Origin of the sequence: Lysinibacillus sp. OL1 (assembly GCF_004332175.1) — a bacterium.
Classification (GTDB): Bacteria; Bacillota; Bacilli; order Bacillales_A; family Planococcaceae; genus Lysinibacillus; species Lysinibacillus capsici.
In genome coordinates, this window is record NZ_SJDS01000001.1 from 691,715 (window position 1) to 710,393 (window position 18,679).

An 18,679-nucleotide genomic window follows, 5' to 3' on the forward strand; every position below is an offset into this window, starting at 1 on the left:
AATGTACAGCACCCCCTAAGTTAGGCCAAAAATCTAACTTTTAGCCTGTAGACCTCGAGGACTTTGAACAAACACAAGAAAAATGGCATTGTCGTGGCTGTAATTTTAGGGAGCTATGTGCATCAAGGTGAAAAAGAAGCGAGTGCTAATATAGCCTCTCGCTTCTTTTTAAGTGATTTTCGTAAAGTGAGCTTTTGTGCTTTTTTTAATAAAGTAAAGAAAAATTAATTGCACAAGTAAAACGATTAGAAACATGATGCCCAAAATAATGAATGAAACCATTTTCACTTCAGGTGTTTGCACAATCCCTGCACCATCAACATTTCTTGCCCCAATAAATACGGCGATGCCAGAAAAGATCAATAACCATACAATATTTACAGCCCACCAGAATATTTTCATACCCAATATAAACACCTCTTTCTTCTTGTAATTCCCTCTTGGAGCTTAATTATAACAATTTACCTTAAATTTGGAAATGTCCGATAGACGGTGCTACATCTCAGCCTACAGACGGATTGACTATTTTAAAAATAGAAGTTTTTCATAGGCTTCATTCCTTGTTTAGGGGATATATGGTAAATTTGGTATGTGCATATTACGTATTACCTTAGAAAGGAGGCAGCATATGGTTAACAATAAAAAGGCCTTTATCGGGTCAATCGTTATGTTGGGTATATGTATGTGTCTGTTTTTTCCTTATCCTTACAATGAAGCAAGTATGGCACATACTACATTCATGTCAATTCCTATCGAAACACAAGATGGATACGTGTTACTTGGCATCTTTGGCTCGATTTTATTTATAATTGCTATGATTTTACTACTTAGGAGTATCAACAAATATCATTTTCGAACATTTGTTATTGTAGTATTACTTTATTCATTTTTACCTCATTTGCTTATCGTGGCGTATCAAGAAACCTTTGCTAGTGGCATTATGGCCATTTCATACAAAGGGGATGGAGAATGTCGGTTTGATATGGTGGAAAAAGACTTAATGAATGGGGAATGTACCATTGTCTTACATAATCGAAGCAATGAAGCTGTGTCCTTTGATTTACAATTTATCGATACGAATTTTTTTAAAGGCGATAAGCGGATGAATTCACTGATGAATATAGCAGGGCCATATCATGTGTCCATCGAGGCCAATCGTGAAAAAGCTATTCATCTAAAGGAATTACTCGATTTAACAAATGTTCCTAATCATATAGAGGGAGGTAGCTCCTCTAAGGTGCATGTTCAATTAATAGACGGTGACAAGGAAAGAACTTTATAAATAGTCGATGCTTGGAAAATATTTTGCGTCTTATACATAGTTCAACATTGTATTTGCTTTTGTGGTAAACTTGTATTAAATTATAGTAAGTTATGAATTGATCTTGAGAGAGGAGGCAAAAAGTCATGGAAACGATTTTCAGAAGAACGGCGATTGAGGTAAAGACATTTTTACAATTAGATGATTTAGGCTCAAAGGGACCAGTCTGTGGTTTTTTAAGAAAACAGCATAGTGAAAGTAGTAACCGGAAGCTTTTTGCTTTTGTCAGTCATGTGTGAAAAATGACTTTTTAACCATACAAAGTAATTGGTAGACGCCGGTTTTATGGCGTCTTTTTTGTTGCGATAAAACGGAGAGAGGGTGAGTGAATTGCTAAAAAAACTAAGACAATTAAGGAATGTTGCAGTGTTCCAAGCGCTTCTAATTTAGAAAAATAATTAGAAGCGAGGAATTTTACTATGAAAAAACAACTAATTTTTACTTCATCATTTCTTTATCTATTTCTAAGTAATTTTTTTATTTTTATAGGATTTGAAATGCTATTGCCTATTTTACCAGCCTATTTATTAACCATAAACGCTAATCCGATGCAAGTAGGCTTGGTGACGACGGTATTTACACTAGGTGCCATTACGATAAGACCTTTTGTAGGGTACTATTTAATGGATCATAAGCGGAAAAAACTAGCGATTGTGGCAAGTATAGCCTTACTCATAATTACAATGCTGTATCCATTGCTTAATACGATTTGGATTTTCCTATTACTCCGACTTTTCCATGGAACAGCGTGGGGTGTAACCACGACAGCCAATAGTACAATGGCTGTAGATAGTATCCCTAAAGCTCGATTAGGAGAGGGAATGGGCTATTTCTCGGTATCCACAACCGTGGGAGCAATTGTTGCACCAAGTCTCGGGATTCTTATTTACAGTACCTTTTCTTTTCACACGCTGATTTGGTCGTCAGCCTTACTAAGCCTTTTTGCGATCATAATGCTTTCATTTGTGCATGCAACAACACCTATTCAAAATGACAAGCAGCCATTTCGATTTATGGAAGCGATATTTGAAAAAGAAGTAAGGTTTCAGGCAGTATTGACTGTTGTGACGACGCTGGGTTTTGGCGCTATTATTACATTCTTAGTTCTTTTTGGTGAACAAAAGGGATTAAAGCATATTTTTCTATTCTTTCTTATCAACGCAATTGTTTCCACTTTAATACGTCCTTTTACAGGGAAATGGTTTGATAAGCATGGACCATGGTCGATCATTATTGTGTCAGCGATTTTCGGTTTTCTATCTTTAATCGTGTTATCCTATACTACAAATAATTTCACATTGATTATCGCCGCGATTTTATTTGGTGCAGGCTATGGCACCGTTATGCCGTGCCTACAAACCTGGGCTGTTCAAAAAGTAAGCGAAGCCAAAAGTGGTGCAGCCAATGCCACTTTTCTTTCCAGTTTTGATGTTGGAGTAGGTATGAGCGCATTTATCTTAGGAATTTTAGCTGAATGGATAAGTATAGAAATGATTTTCCGACTTGTTAGCCTTAGCTTTCTTCTTGTCGCTCTGTTAGTCTATCGGGATTACATTCTTAATAAGAAAACAAACCATTAATATAGGAAGAAGGACCAGTCTCAAGTGTCTGGTCCTTTTTTCTTTGACTTATATAACGCAAGGGTAAACTATTTTTCCCAAAGCTCAATCAGTCGACCTTCTGGATCTTTAATCCAAATAAACTTTCCAAATTCGTTACACTCTAGAGGTTTTGCGAGTGGGACATCAAAATGTTCAAGATGCTTTATCATCTCGTTTACATCATGAACTTGGAAATTTAACATCACTTGCTGTTCTGCTGGAAAATAATTGTCCTGTTCAGTGAAAAAAGAAAAGATCGTTTCATTGCCTTCTTGGGGTTTAATGATTGTCCCATTCCAATCGTTTATTTCTAGCATCAAGGTTTCGCTATACCACTTTTTTACAGAAGCTAGATTCTTTGTTCGCCAAAATATACCTCCAAAGCCTTTTATCATCGTCTCGATCTCCTGTCTGTTTAACGTTTCCTCATCTTTTCCATTACTATAGCATGACAAGATGGCCATAAGAAAGAGACCATGCCATTTTGGATGATCTCTACCTATTATTCGGTAATCGTTTCTGCAAATGTTTTACGGCCAGGGCTTACTTTATTAATATGAATATCGATTTTACTGATGGAATCTTTGCTTAAAGGAATTTTGCCATCCTTCTCTAATCTCTTCCAAGCCTTTACATTACTACGATAGAGATATTCGGATAGACGAAAGACATCCGCATCCATTTTTAGTCCTTCCTCAAAGGTAGTTAGGATTTCTTCCTTGACGGCTTTTTCTACTTTTTTTCTTACCTGATTGGGTGTCAGCTTTCCTTTAAAACCATTTAAAATCGTATCGAATTTTAAATTTACCTCAAACTTTACATCATTACCTTTCACAATTGGCTTGACTTTAACATCTAGCTTTTTAATATCGACGGTTAAGTAATCACTTTTTTCATTATTTTCTAATTCGACGGTGATTTCTCCTTGCTTTGTTTCATCATTCATCCACTCGATTCCACGTGCAGATTTGCCTTTAATATAGCCTTTAAAACTATCCTTTGAAAGAATACCAACGCCAGCAAAAAAGGTTTCTGTTTTGGGGCCATCCATTGTCTCCCAGTTTTCGTTGACGGTTACATAAGGAATTTTCATTTCGTGGTTGGGCTCATTTAAGCCAATGACGAGCTGTCTTAAATTAACAGGCTCTACAAATGACTCCTGCTTCGCTGTATTTTTAGGATTACTTAATTTGGTGGCAGTTGGTGATTTCTCTAACAATGGAGAAACTAATAAAACATCCTCGATAGGATCTTGGGTACAGTAAACCCAAATATGATATCTTGTCTCTCGAAAGCGTAGAAAAGTATCAATAACCGCAATCGCATGTTCAGCTTTCATGGCACTCTCTGAGAAGAGAAGAAAGGTCATATGTCCCCAAAATACTTCTTGGTCCATTGAACGATACAATTTGTAAATGGCTTCTTCTATTGTCTTACCCTTCGCTTGACCAATTTCGGTAGGCGCTGCATTAGGGTTAGCTGATTCTGTTTTCGCTACGTTAGCAAAGTTGATAATTTGTAAGTATGCTGTATATTCATTATCCTTGTAGTCAACCCCCACACCTTGTACGTAATACATGCGTTGCGGCTCTGTTACATCCCAACAGCCTGATAGCAGTAGTGTAGTCGTCAGCATTAAAATAACAATCGCAATTTGTTTTTGGCTCATATATCTCCCTACTTTTTGAAGTTCGTGTATATTAGTTTGTACAAGAACGCAAGGTATTATAAGTAGAGACCATTTGTATGTAGGAAAGTGCTGCTCTCGTCAAAATGACGTAGAGACAGCACTAATGATTTTAGTGGAAATATTTTTGGACGCGTTCAACGACCTCGTTTGCCGATAGTCCATTCGCATCAATCACAGGACCTTCCATAACTGGATCACTAATTCCCATGACATCGCGATCCTGACCTGTAATAATACAAGCATCACATTTTTTCGCATCCTCTTCATTGCGAAGCTGGATGACTTCAAAGCCTTGTGCTTTTAAAGCATCTTCGATATTCGTTAATGATTGTTCCACACCAATAATTCTAGACATTTCTTGTCCACCTCCTACAAATAATGTGCCATTTCAGGTTGCTCATTATTCATACTATTTTTTAGTGGGGAGAGATAATTTCTAGAGATCCGTGCGTAATAGGGGTTGTGTACTACATCTAAAAGAACCGCCAAAGCTTCGAGAAATCGTAAAATCAACATATTCTACGGTGATACCTCTCTTCGCTAGTTGCTCGCCAATCCATGTAAATTCTTTGTCTGTAATATAGACTTCTTCATTAATAGGTAAGCCGTTAGTAGCAAGTTTTGCGGCATCTTCTAGGGAAACGTGAATTTTATCCCAATCTTTTAGCTGTTTGGGAATACCATCAATGAGTGCTTCCTCGCAGACAATCATTAGACCCTCTCTAACGAGGCTAAGCGCACAGTCGAGATGAAGAATGGTTGGATGAAGCGGCACTTCGACCACCGTATAATCAAAGTTACTTGCTAAATTACGCAGCCACTGCACACCATTTTTATTGGAGGCTAGTCCTGAATTCCCGACAAAAATCGTTTTATTTAACACTAACACATCGCCGCCCTCTAAAAACGGGCCAGCTTCAGAATCTAAACCATCTGCCATATCAGGCTTTGGAATGGAGACATAGAAGCATTGATTTTCATTTGCTTCCTGTGCTAAAAGATTACGTACGGGCAAAACTTCGTTGCGTCTATGTGGGAATCGAAGGGAGCCCTCGATTAAAAAATGGCCGATAGTGAAAAAGGGATCGCGAACGAAGAAATTGCTATAGCCATCTTCTTTTCCTACTTCTTTTTCATAGTCTGTTAAACGTCTTGGTACTTGTACTTCTACCCCGTATTTTTCTAATACTTTTTTTAAATTTGCTCGTTCCAATTCCCATTGCTGCTGTCTTTCTGGAAAGACATCTTTAAAATTTTTACCGAGTGTATCTACGCTTGCATAAAGTGCTAGTGTTTCTTCTGTTAAAAATTCATCATCTGTTGGAGCCTCCTTAGCTGGAAAAGCAAATTCCGATTGCGCCATGACAACTCGTTTTAAAGGAGCAAACTCACTTTTTACAAAAATATTCGTCATCTTACTGCCTCCTGTTGTATGATTTAGAAAAAGTAGTGAAAATTTTTCCTGTAATGTTCCTTATCGTAAGATATATAGTTACTATATAGTCAAGGATGGGCTGTAAGGTGGTGAAATGATGGGCATTGCAGAAGTGTTGACCATTGTCTTTGTCGTATTAAAGCTAACAAATGTCATTACATGGTCGTGGTGGCTGGTATTATTACCAGCGATTCTTTCATTTAGTCTGTATGCCATTATTGGGCTGGTGAAGCTTGGGATGGTATTGATTGCTGTGGTAGCAGTGAAAAGGCGGGAAAAGAAAGCAGAATTATGAAATCATAGTAGCCAAATTCTAGTAATCAGAACAATCAGGTCCTTCTTTTGTTTCGCATAGTCATGTAGGATCGTATTGGAGATTAGAGCATGAAAAAGGTGAGGATAGTTCAATTAGGTCCACCCTCACCATTTTATTATTTGCTTAATTCATAAGTTTTCACAGCTGGAGGAACAAAGCTTTCACATTTATCTAATAGTGCTGCTGCGTCCTCATCAACAATAAGTGCATCACGATATTGTGCTTTTAAAAATTGTTCATTTTGCATATGGTCAAAGAAAGATATTAATAAATCAAAATAGTTTTCCATATTGAAAATAGCACAAGGTTTTTGAAGCAGCCCGATTTGATTCCACGTAAATACTTCAAAAAATTCCTCTAATGTTCCAGGTCCACCAGGAAGGGCAATAAAGCCATCTGCTAATTCCATCATTTTACTTTTACGTTCATGCATTGTCTTTACAACAATCAGCTCTGTCAGCTGTTGATGCGCAATTTCACGTTCTTCTAATAATGTCGGAATCACCCCAATGACCTTGCCGCCTTCTTCTAGCACTGTATTCGCTACTGTTGCCATGATGCCTACAGAAGCACCACCATAAATAAGAGTAATTTGTCTTTTGGCTAATTCTTTTCCTAGTAAAATCGCTCCTTGACGATAAGCATCGGAAGCGCCTAGACTGGATCCGCAAAATACGGCAATACTTTTCATAGCTGATTTCCTCCATATCTGATCGAATTCTTTTATAGTATAATTTATTTTGAAGAGGAAGGAAATGGAGGAAACTGAATTGGAACTAAATGAATTTCAACGCTGGGTAAAGGATTACTATGAAGCACGTGGCTGGTCAGAGCTTAATATTTTTACACGTATTGGCTTCTTGGCAGAAGAAACAGGTGAGGTAGCCAGGGCGATTCGAGCAATCGAGATTGGTAGAGATCGACCAGATGAAAAAACACCATCCTTTGAAGAAAATAAGCAGGAGCTAATTGAAGAGCTAGGGGATGTCTTAGGAAATCTTATAGTGATTGCCAATCAGTACGATATTCCATTAGAAGAAATATTTGCAGCTCATCAAGACAAGCTGATAAAGCGTTACCAGGAATAGGAGGATCGAGATGGAATATCAAGTAGAGGTTTTACGGGGACAGCATGAGGATTTTACAAATTTTTTAAGCGAAAAAATTCGTGCCTTTAATAATGAGCAATCTCCTTATCATCGCGAAAGTAGAAAGAAGGGTGCGGTTCTTCCTTTACAGTTAATCGTCACAGATCAACAGCAGCAATGGATAGGTGGTATAACAGCTGAAGTCTACTGGGGATGGATAGAAATACATAAATTTTGGTTTAGTGAAGAATATCGTGGAAAGGGAATTGGCACAAAGCTCTTAGCACAGGCAGAGTTAGTAGCCAAGGACATGGGGGCAACAAAAGCCCTACTGACAACCTACGAGTTTCAAGCGCGTACCTTTTATGAGGCACATGGCTATCAAGTAGTGGGGGAAATTAAAGATTATCCACCAGGCAGTAGCTACTATACGATGGTGAAAGTGCTACATTAAGAATAGACTGTCTAAGGAGATAGACAGCCTGTTTTAATTGACATCGCCCAAATAGATTGTTGTTTGTTGTTCTCGTATAAATTTCTGTAATGGTTGGGTAATCGCTTTGGGGTAAATTCTATATGTATGAAGCTTTTCAATCGGTATCCATTGTGTCCCAATTTGAAGACTATCAGGATTCGTTGGTTGACAAGTTTGCGCATTTAGCTGACAGAGGAAATAATATTCTACCTGATGTACATCAGCGTCAAAGGCGGCATGCTCATGATTTTGTCCGATGTATTCACGGATAAATAACAGCTCTCCAATGTGAACGGAGGAGCCAATTTCCTCCAGGCATTCCCTTTGCAACGTCCTGTGAAAGGTCTCTCCATGCTCCTGTCCACCACCTGGACAAAGGTAAAAGTAGCCCTCTATATCTTGATTTTTTGTTAGCAATAGTTTCCCATCCACGATGATGATGGCTTTGACAGAATTTCTAATCATGGACTTCTCCTTTTAATTGTTATTTTTCGTGATCATGACTAAAACGCTTCATGAATGTCTACCTTAGTAAAAAGGGGAGATGAAGCGTGTATTCAATGTCCAATTTTAAATTACTTGTCGAAAAACAGACCGAAATTGATACCATTTATCAGAAATGTAATGATTTAATTCAATCAACTGTTACACCAAAGCTAGATGCAGAGGTCGAGCAGTTTTTAATGCTAGTTGAACAGCATTTGACACAGCAAGGCTTTACCATTACGAATACATCAACAGGGTTAATCGCCAATTATCAAGAGGCTGTTATTAATGTAGATAAACATTCAAAGCATTTGGAAGAATGCTTTTTTATCAATTTAAATAGTTATGCTGAGGATCAAGTCTCTATTGTACTCGATATCTCACCAACGATGCTACCGAAAATTTCAAACCAGCTCGATGGCTACACAGACATTATAGAGCAAATGACGGATAAGCTAAAGCAAGCAAAAAGTCTAGAGAAAGCCTGTACGAATCCCAAATTTCTTTATAAAACGCAAAGCAACAAAGTTTTTCATACCCCTCAGGAAGTGTTGGATTATTATTTTCAAGGATAGGAGAAGCAGCTAGAAAAAACTAGTAGGTGTATAAAAAATGGAAAATTGATGTTGAGGACTGACCTCAACAGTATAGACAAATAAAAAAATACACCTTCGATTGAATATGGGGTTAAAAACTAAATTTCAATTAGGAGGTGATTTTTCTAAGAGTAAAAGGTTTTAAATGAATTAAATGATCCCTATTGCGAAATATATATAAAGGATGATGATTCAATTACAAATCACCATCCTTTTTAGCGTATTAAATCTGTAAATAAATCATTCCTTAATCCGTTTCAAAGGCTTTTCTTTATACTTGGAAACATCATAACGCCCAATTACTTGATAATTAGACGTTTCATCGTCAGCCTTGAATTTATTGAAATCAGCTACATCCAGAGCATCTGTCATCATCTTCAATAAATATTGTGGTTCCGGAGCTTCTTCTACTGCTGCAAGAACTAGTGCATTTCGTAAATATCCTGCATACTGTGAGAGCAATTGAGCATTGAAGTCTAGCCTATTTGCTTCAGCAAAAAGCTTCATGAAAATCGATACCGTTCGTGTATTTCCTTCTCGGAAAGGATGAACACGCCAAAGTTTTGTCATAAATGAAGAAAAGTCCTCAACAAGGAGAGGATTAGAATACTTCCATTGCTTAGATTTAGACCAACTGAAAATAGTTTTTAAATCAGATACAATGTGATCTTTATCACTATAAGCAACAGATAATCCACTTAAAACATGTTCGCTTTTATAAATATTGACTGTGCGGAATTCTCCTGCCCATAAATATAGCTCATGAAAAAGGAAGTGATGAATCTTTTGGAGACTTTTATATTTTTGGAAGTCAATCTCATGCGTGATAGAAGAAATATCTATAATCCCAGCGATTAACAGTTGTGCTTCAACGTCAATCAATTGTTGTTCATCTCGAATATTTAATTTGTTGATTAAGACATTTGTATTAGGATAAATATATGGGTCCATAAACTACTGTGAAGCCCTTGTATATTTTTCAACAATCGCTTGTTTCAATTGGCTGGATGATACTTGACCATTTTCATATTGGTTTAAGAGGTTCTGTGTAAATGCGCTCGGTTTTCCACCGTCAATGGCAGCCAAACCAACTGCGAATTGCACTTGCTTTTTACGTTCTAAGGATGAATTTTCTTTCATAAATAACACCCCTCACTTTAATGGTATATCTATTATATCAGTTTTATGCATCAGGAGATAGTTAGATCACTGCACGATGCCTACTGACATAGTTCAATCTTTGTCATTAAGTATTTACACTTTGAGTGAGAAAATTCAATAGGTGCCAGTGGGGAAAATTTAGAGCTAGGCTATCCTATAATCAAAGTGGGTGAAATTTTACGAAGAGTAAAATTTCACCCACTTTTTCTATTCGGAGGAGAGGTTTTGTTCTAGTCTTTCATCTATCTAAAAGAGATAGCGATTGGAAGCCCGCTTTCTTCCATTATCGAATAAACTTTCTCCCGCAAAGCCACATTATCAAGGATAGACCTAAGAAATAAAGTGGCATTGTCAGTAAAGAACCGTTATGCAGTAAGCTCATACCAGATGTGATGGCACTGACGAGTAAGTAATAGCCGAGACTAAAGATAGCGCCTGCTGTGCCAATCACATCCTGAAAATCTACTAACGCTAAACTTAAGCAATTAGGAAGTGCGATGCCCGAGCCTAGCAGTGTGATAAAAATAGTAATCAGCATACCAATGGCCATCATGCTCGCGTGCAATGGCAGGGTACAAACGATGGTCAAAAGCAAAGTGCCAACAAGCATTACCAAACAGCCCACATGGATGATTTTTTGTGGCGAATGGCTGATGACGAGTCGCTTTGAAATCATAGCCCCAATTATGGAAGCAAGGGCAACGATAATGCCAAGAAATCCGTACAGGCCAGGTGACAGCTGGAAATGCTCGATGAATATAAAGGGTGCTTCGGCATAGTAGCTAAATAGAACACCATTAATGCCTCCTATTAGTAGCCCATAGACAAGCACGATGGGTGAAGCAAAGATGCGTTTGACGACAGGCCAAATCGCTGTTCTTTGTCTTGTTGCAGGATTGGTTGTTTCTGGAAGTCTGCAATAAGCATAGATAAACAACAGGATACTCATGATGACAAGGACAAAAAACACGGCTCGAAAGCCTAATGCTTGATCCACCCAACCACCAATTAACGGCCCTATAGCTGGGGTAAAGGCAATGACGGCTGAAATTTGAGCAAACATAGCATGGCGTTGACTTCCCGTCACACTTTCACGCAAAATGGTTTGCGTAATAATGGAGCCAGTTGCAGCGCCGAATGCTTGTAGCAATCGACTTGCTAATAGAAAAGGGATTGTCTCTGCGTAAAAGCAGAGTAGGCTACCTATTCCATAAAAAATTAAACCACCTAGCATGGCAGGTCTACGGCCAATAAAATCAGAAATCCATCCCCAGCAGAAAACACCGAACGCAAAGCCAATAAAATAGATACTTAATGTTAATTGGACAGAGCTATTGGCTACATCAAGTGCAGCGGCAATATCCGGAAGTGATGGTGTGTATATTGTTTCACTAATTTGTGGAAAAGCCACAAGAACAATCATTAATAATAAAGATGGTACTGCCTGTTTTTTCAACATATTGCCCTCCTACAAGCAAAATTCTACTTTGTTAGTTACAAGTAGATTGCGTAGCTAGGGAAACGGCGGGACCATTATAAGAATACGTTCATAGGATGTCATGTTGAAATCACCTTTATATGCTTGAAGTAGGAGTGCATAGTCTAGCAACTATTATAGGCTATTTTACAATAATTATATAGTAATAATTGCTAAAGCTAAGAGATATTGCTTGTATATGGAAGGGGGATTTTGTAAAATGGAACATATGTTCTTTCGAGAGGGTGTATCTAATTGAATTTTGAGCTAACTTTATTTACTTCTAGTGATATTCAGGGATTAATCGAGCTATCAGCTTCCGTTGGATGGGATTACGATGCCTACGAAATTGAAACGATTATGGCAGCAGGTAGAATAGTTGGACATAAAAATATGAAAGGAAAAATTGTTTCCAGTGCAGCCATTATTCCCTACGACACAAATGTAGCTTCCATTGGCATGGTGATTGTACATGAGCAATGCAGAGGTTTTGGCTTAGGTAGAATCGTTACACAAGCCTGTATCGATAGTGTTTCAGCGGAAACAGCGATTATGCTCGTAGCTACAATAGAAGGACAACCTTTATATCAAAAAATGGGCTTCACGACTGTTGAGCATGTACATAAATATTTGGCAGACAAATATGTTGAGACGACTAGCAAAGCCGATTTTTTAGGTACTATCAAAGAATTTCAAGAACAGGATTTTGAACAGCTGGCCCAACTTGATGCAGCAGCCTTTGGGGATAGTAGAAGAATCTTTTTGCGTAAAAGAATACAGCAGTCACAGCGCTGTGTTGCTATCAAAAATCAAGACAACCAAATGATTGGCTATGGCTTAACAATCGCGGGGCCAATTTATCTACTTTTAGGACCAATCGTCGCGCCAAGTAAAGAAATAGCGCATCATATTATCAATGAATTGGCTAAGGGCTATCAGGGAAAATTACGTATCGACTGTCCATCAGTTCAAAAGGAGCTTGGTCCAATTTTACAACAAAGTGGTTTTACGATGGCTGCCACACCACCTGTCATGATCTGTAATGCCAAAAAAATACCTACAAGAAATCAAACATTATTTGCTCTAGCAGCACAAGCTTTCGGGTAATCAAACGTGCAAGCCTACTTTGGGGTTTGCACGTTTGTATTGTCAAAAAAGGATTTTGTAGGAAGAGTAGAGAATGATATGGATGGTAGAGGAGGGGAACAGCATGTTTCCAGAATTAGAAACAGCAAGACTTAGGTTAAGAGAGCTCACAGAGGAGGATGTTCCTGCGATTTTTCGTTGCTTTTCCAATGAGGCTTTAACACGCTATTATGGGCAGGAGCCTTTTGCTGACACACAGCAGGCTGAGCAGTTAATTAAGCAATTTGCTAAAAATTTTGAGGAAAAGCGCGGAATTCGTTGGGGAATTGAACGAAAAGATTCGAATGAAGTGATTGGTACAGTTGGCTTCCATTTATGGTCGGCGGCACATCAACGAGCAGAAATTGGCTATGAAATTCATCCTGATTACTGGCGGCAGGGTTATACAAAGGAAGCTGTGCAGAAAGTAATTGCATATGGTTTTGGGGATATGAACTTAAACCGGATTGGAGCCGTTGTTTTTTTAGAGAATGAGGCATCTTCCAAGCTGTTAATTCAGCTTGGATTTCAACAGGAAGGCATATTGAGGGACTATATGTATCAAAAGGGACAAGCACATGATACATTTATCTATTCTTTGTTAAAAAAAGATGAATAACGTAGCTTTAGCGCTTTTATAGAATAATCATTTACTTGGAAATGGATAATAAATAATAATTTAGATGGAGTTTTGAGGCTGCTTTTTTCGGTTATAGTTCTTATATGAACAACAATTCATAAGTTCGTGTAAAAAAGTAACAGATGAGGGGCTGGGTGTTATGGAGCAATATAGCACAGCTTATTTTCAAAAGCTAGATTTACTGTCAAGCTTATACGCGGGACAGGCTGCTTTAAAGGATTCCCTTCCAACAGAGAAGGTCAAGCGGATGGAGCGCTATCAACAAATTGAAGCGGCGATTACAAAACTAAATAACGAAATTAGAATAATTGAACGGACCATATTAAAGTCCTCCCATCCTACTAGAAATAGTTAATGGTAGCTCAACCCATGCATATCCCAGCATGGGTTTTTCGTTTGATAAGGTAATCTTATGTATTTTTATAATAATTATAGATTTTTCTTATGGGTGATCTACTAGTACACTAAAACAAAAGGGGAGGGTGAAGAGAATGGGGATTGATTTTCATAGTCAGCAACATCGTACGTCTTATACAACTAGACAGGCAGATAGCTCATGGAAGGCAGCGTTAGCGAAACATATTCCTTTTCATAGTATGGGAAAGGCAGTAGATATCGGCTGTGGTGGAGGGATTTATGCCAAGGCACTTGTCGATATGGGGGTGGCATCTGTAACAGGTGTAGACTTTTCACTAGCCATGCTAGACGGAGCGAAAGAAAATTGTCGAGCATATCCGCAAATCACATTTGTGCAAGGAAATGCTTTCAATACAGGGCTTGCAGGGGATACTTTTGATATCGTGCTTGAACGAGCCTTAATTCATCATATACAAGATGTCAAAGCATGCTTTCAAGAGGCATTTCGGCTTTTACAGCAAGGTGGTTATTTTATCGTACAGGATCGCACCCCAGAGGATTGCTTACTTCCAGGGGATGCTCATCATATAAGGGGCTATTTCTTTGAAAGTTATCCTTCGCTTATTCAAAAGGAAGTAGAGCGCAGACACACTAGTCAGTTGGTGACAGAAAGCTTACAAGAAGTAGGCTTTCAAGAAATTAGTGAACTCAAACTATGGGAGACAAGACAGGTCTATGCTAATAAGGAGCAATTATTGGCTGATTTACAAGGTAGAGTGGGGCGTAGTCTATTACATGAGTTAAATGACATCCAATTATCGTCCCTTCTTGAGCATATAAGGAATGCAATTACCACTGAAGGTTCCATCATTGAAAAGGATCGATGGACGATTTGGATCGCCAAGAAAAAATAATAACCACCTTCTGGAGAGGATCAACCCTCTCCATTTTTATTCGATTCCAGCATCAAAATCTTACTCCGCTTTCTCAGAGCTATCCGTCAATTCACAGGATCTATCCCCCACTTTTAACTTTCTATCCATCACTTTAGGGTTGCTATCCACTACTTTGCACATTTTATCCGCTTTCCCAGAGAAAACCCTTATAGCATCACTATAAGGGATTATTTAGCAAGTGCTAGCAAAAATTCATCGCGGTCTGCTTCTTCCTGCATTTTACTATCGACAAGCATTGCACCTGATTGAACACTTGTGATGTCGTTGTCTACCAGAAACTGTACATTGACCTTGGCTACTTCATTGTTCACCGTGCAATCACCCTCAAACTCTACAACATCCTGTCCCTTTTGTGTTTCAAAATAGACCCAATATGGATTTTCACAGGCAGAGGCAAAGGCACTCTCCAAAGTTTTTGCGCTATTTTCATAGGAATAGTTTTTTACGTATGTAATATATTCATTGTCTGTAATATCCTTTTGTGGACCATAGAAGTACCAAAATACCGCTAAGATACCGATTGGCACAATCCACAGTATATTTCTTTTACTTAATTTCCCCATGTGTTATATCCCCCTTTATGTGAATATTTTAACATCTTCTTTTGCATTTTTGCTAGCTTACGATAATATTTTCTATTGAAGGCTGCGATTCTGTTCACAGCGTGAGCTTTGAATTCAGGTGGCAGTTATGATAACGTTAGTTGATAGATTTGTTTCGATGTCGCCAAATGGCTTGGTGAAGGAGGTTTTTACATGCATAAAAGAAGACGTGGTGTGCTGCTAGTTCTTGTGCTGATGTTAATGGGTCTAGCCTTTTTTATCGGCATGAAAGTGAGGCCAGTCACACTACCGACTAGAAATCCTGAGACAACGCCCGTTCAAGAGGATGCGTCCGAACAGGAAGGTGGTTCAGACAATATAGAGGTCCTCATACAGGATATTGCTCAATTCGCGCGAGAAGGAAAAGTACCTGATGTGCCATTTGCAGCAGGAGATACAGAACAACAAGCGGTTCGTGAGCAATGGGGAGAACCGCAGCAGGTCACGGAATCCGCCAATGGACAATATGAGGATTATGAGGATGTGACGATTGGTTATCGAGGTTCACAGGCCTTCGATATCCGTTCATCGAAAGAGAATATCAAAAGCATTCGTTTAGCAGATATTAAAAATAAGTTGGGTGAACCTGATGAAGTTCGTTACTATCAGGATCCTTCAACCGATCAAATTATTCTTGTCTACCAAGTAAATGCCAGCTATCAATTAAAGTGGATTTTACCGAAACCGATTGACAGTGATGCCAATCCTACTGTTCATCATATTTCGGTCTATACGGAACTGAAGCCACAAGCGCCAGATACGGTGGAACAAATGACATTGGACGAGAAAATCGGTCAAATGATGTTTGCAGATGTTTCAGGTACGACGCTTCAGCAGGAGACAATAAGCCTTATTCAAAAGGCTAAAGTAGGTGGTTTAATTCTTTATGGCAATAATCTTGAAACACCCCAGCAAACGGTCACATTGATGAATGACTTAATGGCTGCCAATTCGAATAATCAGCTACCACTTTTCCTTGGCACCGACCAAGAGGGTGGAAAAGTAGTCAGATTACCAGGCGCTTTAAAAAATTTCCCAACGAACCGAAAAATTGGGGACATTAACCAATCCAAGTTTTCATTTGAAGTAGGCCAATTATTAGGGGAGCAATTAAAGGCATTTGGCTTCAATCTGGACTTTGCGCCTGTATTAGATGTCAATAGCAATCCGAATAATCCAATTATCGGGGATCGTTCGTTTTCCAATGATCCAGCTATTGTCAGCAAATTGGGCATTCAAACAATGAAGGGTCTGGAGTCGGAGCAGGTTATTCCTGTCGTGAAGCATTTCCCTGGGCATGGTGACACATCTGTGGACTCCCACTTAGAATTGCCAAAGGTGACAAAAAGCTTGAACGATTTGAATCAGCTAGAGCTTGTCCCATTTAAAGAGGCCATTAACAATGGTGCAGATGTCGTCATGGTCGCACATATTTTATTGCCAAAAATTGATCCACAGTATCCTTCCTCCATGTCGAAGGAAATTATCACGGGTATGCTAAGAAAGCAGCTGGGCTTTGACGGTGTTGTGATGACTGATGATATGACGATGAAAGCCATCACGAATCATTATGCGATCGGGCAAGCAGCTGTCGATTCAATCAAGGCTGGTAGTGATATTATTTTAATCGCTCATGAATATGCCAATATTACGGCAGCGATAGAAGCGGTGAAGGTAGCCGTCAGCAATGGGGAAATAACAGAGGAACGCATCAATGAAAGTGTCCAAAGAATCCTAAAACTAAAAGAAAAATATCAGCTTGTCAATCAGCCCGTGCCAGCAGTTGATATCAACAAGCTTAATACGGACATCGAAAAAGTTTTGAATACGTATATGAAATAAACGCAAAAAGGGACATACAGCTACCAGTGTATGTTCCTTTTTGTGAATGATGGATAGGGTGAGAACGTGGATAAGGAATTCAAATTAGCTAGTCAATTATTACTGTTACTAGATTCTGAACAAAGATGGTTTACTTTAGGGGAGGTTGAAAAAAGCTTACATATTTCAGATAAGACCATACGGAAGCTCGTAGAAGAGATCAATCGGCAATTACCAGCAACAATGACGATTGACGTATCTAGAGGAAAGGGAATTTTTCTACAACGAGATGGGCGAAGTACAACCGTTAGTGAAGTGCTTTCGAGCATGTTCAGGCAAACCATCTTCTATCGCTTCATGCACTTATTGTTTATCAATGGGCAACCTTATTCGATGGAGGAGCTAGCAGAGGCGATGTTTATGAGCACTTCCTCGTTGAAGAAGCTGATTACGCAACTAAATAATCATGATTTGAAGCCGTATAAGCTACGCATTACATACTCGATGCCCGCCGTAAAGGGAAATGAATTGAATATGGCTATTTTTATTGGAAATTATATGGTGATGCCTATGAGTATACAGGATGGCCATTTACCAATAGTGACTTTGATTTTATCAATCAATGCATCACGCAAATAGAGCATGAGCAAAGCATTGTTTATTTTATTAACTCCAAAAGGAAATTATCCTTTTTAGTGGCGATTGTCTTGGAAAGAGTACGAAAGGGGAACTATGTCAAAATTACGGAGGATGATTACGCTTGGGAAAGAGGAATGTTCTATTTGCCAGTAAAAGACTTTGCACAGGCACTGGAAGAAAAATTTTCGATTGAATTACCAAAGCGTGAATTGTTTTTTATGCAATCTCTATTTAGTCTAAGCCAATATCATTATTATGAAGGATCAGACATGACGCTAATGAAGGAAATCGAATTATATAAAAATAAAGAAATTGATCAAATGGCGCAGCAGTTGTTCACCTTATTGGCAAAGGCTTACCCTAATCTACATATGAATGAGCGGTTTAGCTTGGAGGTATATGAGTTTTTAGACAAGCTTTTAATCGATAATGCGATCCCTGAATGGCTGATGATTTCAAAAAGTAATTTAACAAACTATGTTCAAATTGAATGTCAGCAAATTTACCAAGATATGCAGATCTGTATGCAAACATGGAAAAAAGCGTACCCTTCTATCCTGTATAATGACTTTCATTTAACCAAGCTTACCTTGCTTGTTCGTTCAGGGCTACGTTATAAAAGTAAACGAGCCTTCTTGGTTATTGGAGAGGAATTTTCAATCCGCCATTATATCGCCAATTTAATCAAGAATGAAATTGGGGACCAGCTGATTATTAATACCTCTATTATGAAGGGGGTAACGGATGAGATGGTACAGCAGCATCACATTGATTTTGTCATAAGTAATTTTCCCGTTGCCTTAACGACAGTGCCGGTTGTTATTATATCTACGATTCCTACCAAAAGGGACTTAGATAATATTCGTCAAGAATTACTTCGGTAATTTGGTCAA

Annotated in this window: 25 protein-coding genes; 14 read left to right on the forward strand and 11 right to left on the reverse strand. The window is 38.5% G+C overall.

Going from position 1 to position 18,679, the window contains the following annotated elements; genetic code table 11:
- Positions 1-168: 168 nt before the first annotated feature.
- Entirely contained in the window at positions 169-402 is a 234-nt protein-coding gene (locus EW028_RS03495; RefSeq protein ID WP_066037514.1) for a DUF3923 family protein, read from the reverse strand.
- A 226-nt stretch (positions 403-628) separates the two neighbouring features.
- Here EW028_RS03495 and EW028_RS03500 point away from each other — a divergent pair, with 226 nt between their 5' ends.
- The 3 genes from EW028_RS03500 to EW028_RS03505 all read left to right on the forward strand — a co-directional run bounded on the left by EW028_RS03500 (position 629) and on the right by EW028_RS03505 (position 2,901).
- Positions 629-1,282, forward strand: a complete 654-nt coding sequence (locus EW028_RS03500) for a hypothetical protein (protein ID WP_131519896.1) — start codon at positions 629-631, stop codon at positions 1,280-1,282.
- 125 nt (positions 1,283-1,407) lie between these two features.
- Positions 1,408-1,560, forward strand: a complete 153-nt coding sequence (locus EW028_RS25085) for a hypothetical protein (RefSeq protein ID WP_167444836.1) — start codon at positions 1,408-1,410, stop codon at positions 1,558-1,560.
- 180 nt (positions 1,561-1,740) lie between these two features.
- Positions 1,741-2,901 (forward strand): MFS transporter, encoded by a 1,161-nt coding sequence (locus tag EW028_RS03505; RefSeq protein WP_131519897.1) that lies wholly within the window; start codon positions 1,741-1,743, stop codon positions 2,899-2,901.
- 68 nt (positions 2,902-2,969) lie between these two features.
- Here EW028_RS03505 and EW028_RS03510 read toward each other — a convergent pair whose 3' ends face one another.
- The 4 genes from EW028_RS03510 to EW028_RS03525 form a co-directional block, all read right to left on the reverse strand.
- A complete protein-coding gene (locus EW028_RS03510; RefSeq protein ID WP_131519898.1) occupies positions 2,970-3,317 on the reverse strand; it encodes a VOC family protein in 348 nt (115 codons plus the stop codon).
- 107 nt (positions 3,318-3,424) lie between these two features.
- Entirely contained in the window at positions 3,425-4,591 is a 1,167-nt protein-coding gene (locus EW028_RS03515; protein WP_054548797.1) for a Ger(x)C family spore germination protein, read from the reverse strand.
- Positions 4,592-4,721: 130 nt separating this feature from the next.
- The gene (locus EW028_RS03520; RefSeq protein WP_004228871.1) at positions 4,722-4,967 is read right to left on the reverse strand and encodes a YkuS family protein; all 246 of its coding nucleotides are present in this window, start codon (positions 4,965-4,967) and stop codon (positions 4,722-4,724) included.
- A gap of 81 nt (positions 4,968-5,048) precedes the next feature.
- Positions 5,049-6,026, reverse strand: coding sequence for a dimethylarginine dimethylaminohydrolase family protein (locus EW028_RS03525; RefSeq protein ID WP_131519899.1), 978 nt, complete (start codon positions 6,024-6,026; stop codon positions 5,049-5,051).
- A 118-nt stretch (positions 6,027-6,144) separates the two neighbouring features.
- On the opposite strand from EW028_RS03525, the gene EW028_RS03530 reads away from it, so the two are divergent.
- The gene (locus tag EW028_RS03530; protein WP_054548795.1) at positions 6,145-6,342 is read left to right on the forward strand and encodes a transmembrane Fragile-X-F protein; all 198 of its coding nucleotides are present in this window, start codon (positions 6,145-6,147) and stop codon (positions 6,340-6,342) included.
- A gap of 136 nt (positions 6,343-6,478) precedes the next feature.
- Here EW028_RS03530 and EW028_RS03535 read toward each other — a convergent pair whose 3' ends face one another.
- Positions 6,479-7,054, reverse strand: coding sequence for an LOG family protein (locus tag EW028_RS03535; RefSeq protein ID WP_054548794.1), 576 nt, complete (start codon positions 7,052-7,054; stop codon positions 6,479-6,481).
- 79 nt (positions 7,055-7,133) lie between these two features.
- Between EW028_RS03535 and EW028_RS03540 the strand changes: the two genes are divergently transcribed.
- The gene (locus EW028_RS03540; protein WP_054548807.1) at positions 7,134-7,451 is read left to right on the forward strand and encodes a MazG nucleotide pyrophosphohydrolase domain-containing protein; all 318 of its coding nucleotides are present in this window, start codon (positions 7,134-7,136) and stop codon (positions 7,449-7,451) included.
- A 10-nt stretch (positions 7,452-7,461) separates the two neighbouring features.
- Entirely contained in the window at positions 7,462-7,905 is a 444-nt protein-coding gene (locus EW028_RS03545; protein WP_131519900.1) for a GNAT family N-acetyltransferase, read from the forward strand.
- A gap of 33 nt (positions 7,906-7,938) precedes the next feature.
- Here EW028_RS03545 and EW028_RS03550 read toward each other — a convergent pair whose 3' ends face one another.
- Entirely contained in the window at positions 7,939-8,391 is a 453-nt protein-coding gene (locus tag EW028_RS03550; protein WP_131519901.1) for an NUDIX domain-containing protein, read from the reverse strand.
- A gap of 95 nt (positions 8,392-8,486) precedes the next feature.
- Here EW028_RS03550 and EW028_RS03555 point away from each other — a divergent pair, with 95 nt between their 5' ends.
- Complete coding sequence (locus EW028_RS03555; RefSeq protein ID WP_227744841.1) at positions 8,487-8,987, forward strand: hypothetical protein; 501 nt, start codon at positions 8,487-8,489, stop codon at positions 8,985-8,987.
- 261 nt (positions 8,988-9,248) lie between these two features.
- Here the strand turns inward: EW028_RS03555 and EW028_RS03560 are convergent, their stop codons facing one another.
- From EW028_RS03560 to EW028_RS03570, 3 genes are all read right to left on the reverse strand, one after another.
- Positions 9,249-9,959 carry a Fic/DOC family protein gene (locus EW028_RS03560; RefSeq protein ID WP_131519902.1) on the reverse strand — a complete coding sequence of 237 codons (711 nt, stop codon included), beginning with the start codon at positions 9,957-9,959 and terminating at the stop codon, positions 9,249-9,251.
- Between the two features lie 3 nt (positions 9,960-9,962).
- On the reverse strand, positions 9,963-10,148 hold the full coding sequence (locus tag EW028_RS03565; RefSeq protein WP_131519903.1) for an antitoxin VbhA family protein: 186 nt from the start codon (positions 10,146-10,148) through the stop codon (positions 9,963-9,965).
- 304 nt (positions 10,149-10,452) lie between these two features.
- Positions 10,453-11,625 carry a multidrug effflux MFS transporter gene (locus EW028_RS03570; protein ID WP_193767302.1) on the reverse strand — a complete coding sequence of 391 codons (1,173 nt, stop codon included), beginning with the start codon at positions 11,623-11,625 and terminating at the stop codon, positions 10,453-10,455.
- 276 nt (positions 11,626-11,901) lie between these two features.
- On the opposite strand from EW028_RS03570, the gene EW028_RS03575 reads away from it, so the two are divergent.
- From EW028_RS03575 to EW028_RS03590, 4 genes are all read left to right on the forward strand, one after another.
- Positions 11,902-12,753, forward strand: a complete 852-nt coding sequence (locus EW028_RS03575) for a GNAT family N-acetyltransferase (RefSeq protein WP_131519905.1) — start codon at positions 11,902-11,904, stop codon at positions 12,751-12,753.
- A gap of 103 nt (positions 12,754-12,856) precedes the next feature.
- Positions 12,857-13,390, forward strand: coding sequence for a GNAT family N-acetyltransferase (locus EW028_RS03580; RefSeq protein WP_066037504.1), 534 nt, complete (start codon positions 12,857-12,859; stop codon positions 13,388-13,390).
- Between the two features lie 160 nt (positions 13,391-13,550).
- A complete protein-coding gene (locus EW028_RS03585; protein ID WP_054548789.1) occupies positions 13,551-13,766 on the forward strand; it encodes a hypothetical protein in 216 nt (71 codons plus the stop codon).
- A 136-nt stretch (positions 13,767-13,902) separates the two neighbouring features.
- The gene (locus EW028_RS03590) at positions 13,903-14,682 is read left to right on the forward strand and encodes a class I SAM-dependent methyltransferase (RefSeq protein ID WP_131519906.1); all 780 of its coding nucleotides are present in this window, start codon (positions 13,903-13,905) and stop codon (positions 14,680-14,682) included.
- 209 nt (positions 14,683-14,891) lie between these two features.
- On the opposite strand, the gene EW028_RS03595 is transcribed toward EW028_RS03590, so the two are convergent.
- Positions 14,892-15,287, reverse strand: a complete 396-nt coding sequence (locus tag EW028_RS03595) for a hypothetical protein (RefSeq protein ID WP_048390581.1) — start codon at positions 15,285-15,287, stop codon at positions 14,892-14,894.
- Positions 15,288-15,479: 192 nt separating this feature from the next.
- On the opposite strand from EW028_RS03595, the gene nagZ reads away from it, so the two are divergent.
- The 3 genes from nagZ (at position 15,480) to EW028_RS25510 (ending at position 18,670) form a co-directional block, all read left to right on the forward strand.
- Entirely contained in the window at positions 15,480-17,168 is a 1,689-nt protein-coding gene (gene nagZ / locus EW028_RS03600; RefSeq protein ID WP_131519907.1) for a beta-N-acetylhexosaminidase, read from the forward strand.
- Between the two features lie 66 nt (positions 17,169-17,234).
- Entirely contained in the window at positions 17,235-17,786 is a 552-nt protein-coding gene (locus EW028_RS25505; RefSeq protein ID WP_227744842.1) for a helix-turn-helix domain-containing protein, read from the forward strand.
- 68 nt (positions 17,787-17,854) lie between these two features.
- Positions 17,855-18,670 carry a PTS sugar transporter subunit IIB gene (locus tag EW028_RS25510; RefSeq protein WP_227744843.1) on the forward strand — a complete coding sequence of 272 codons (816 nt, stop codon included), beginning with the start codon at positions 17,855-17,857 and terminating at the stop codon, positions 18,668-18,670.
- The last annotated feature ends 9 nt before the right edge of the window (positions 18,671-18,679 follow it).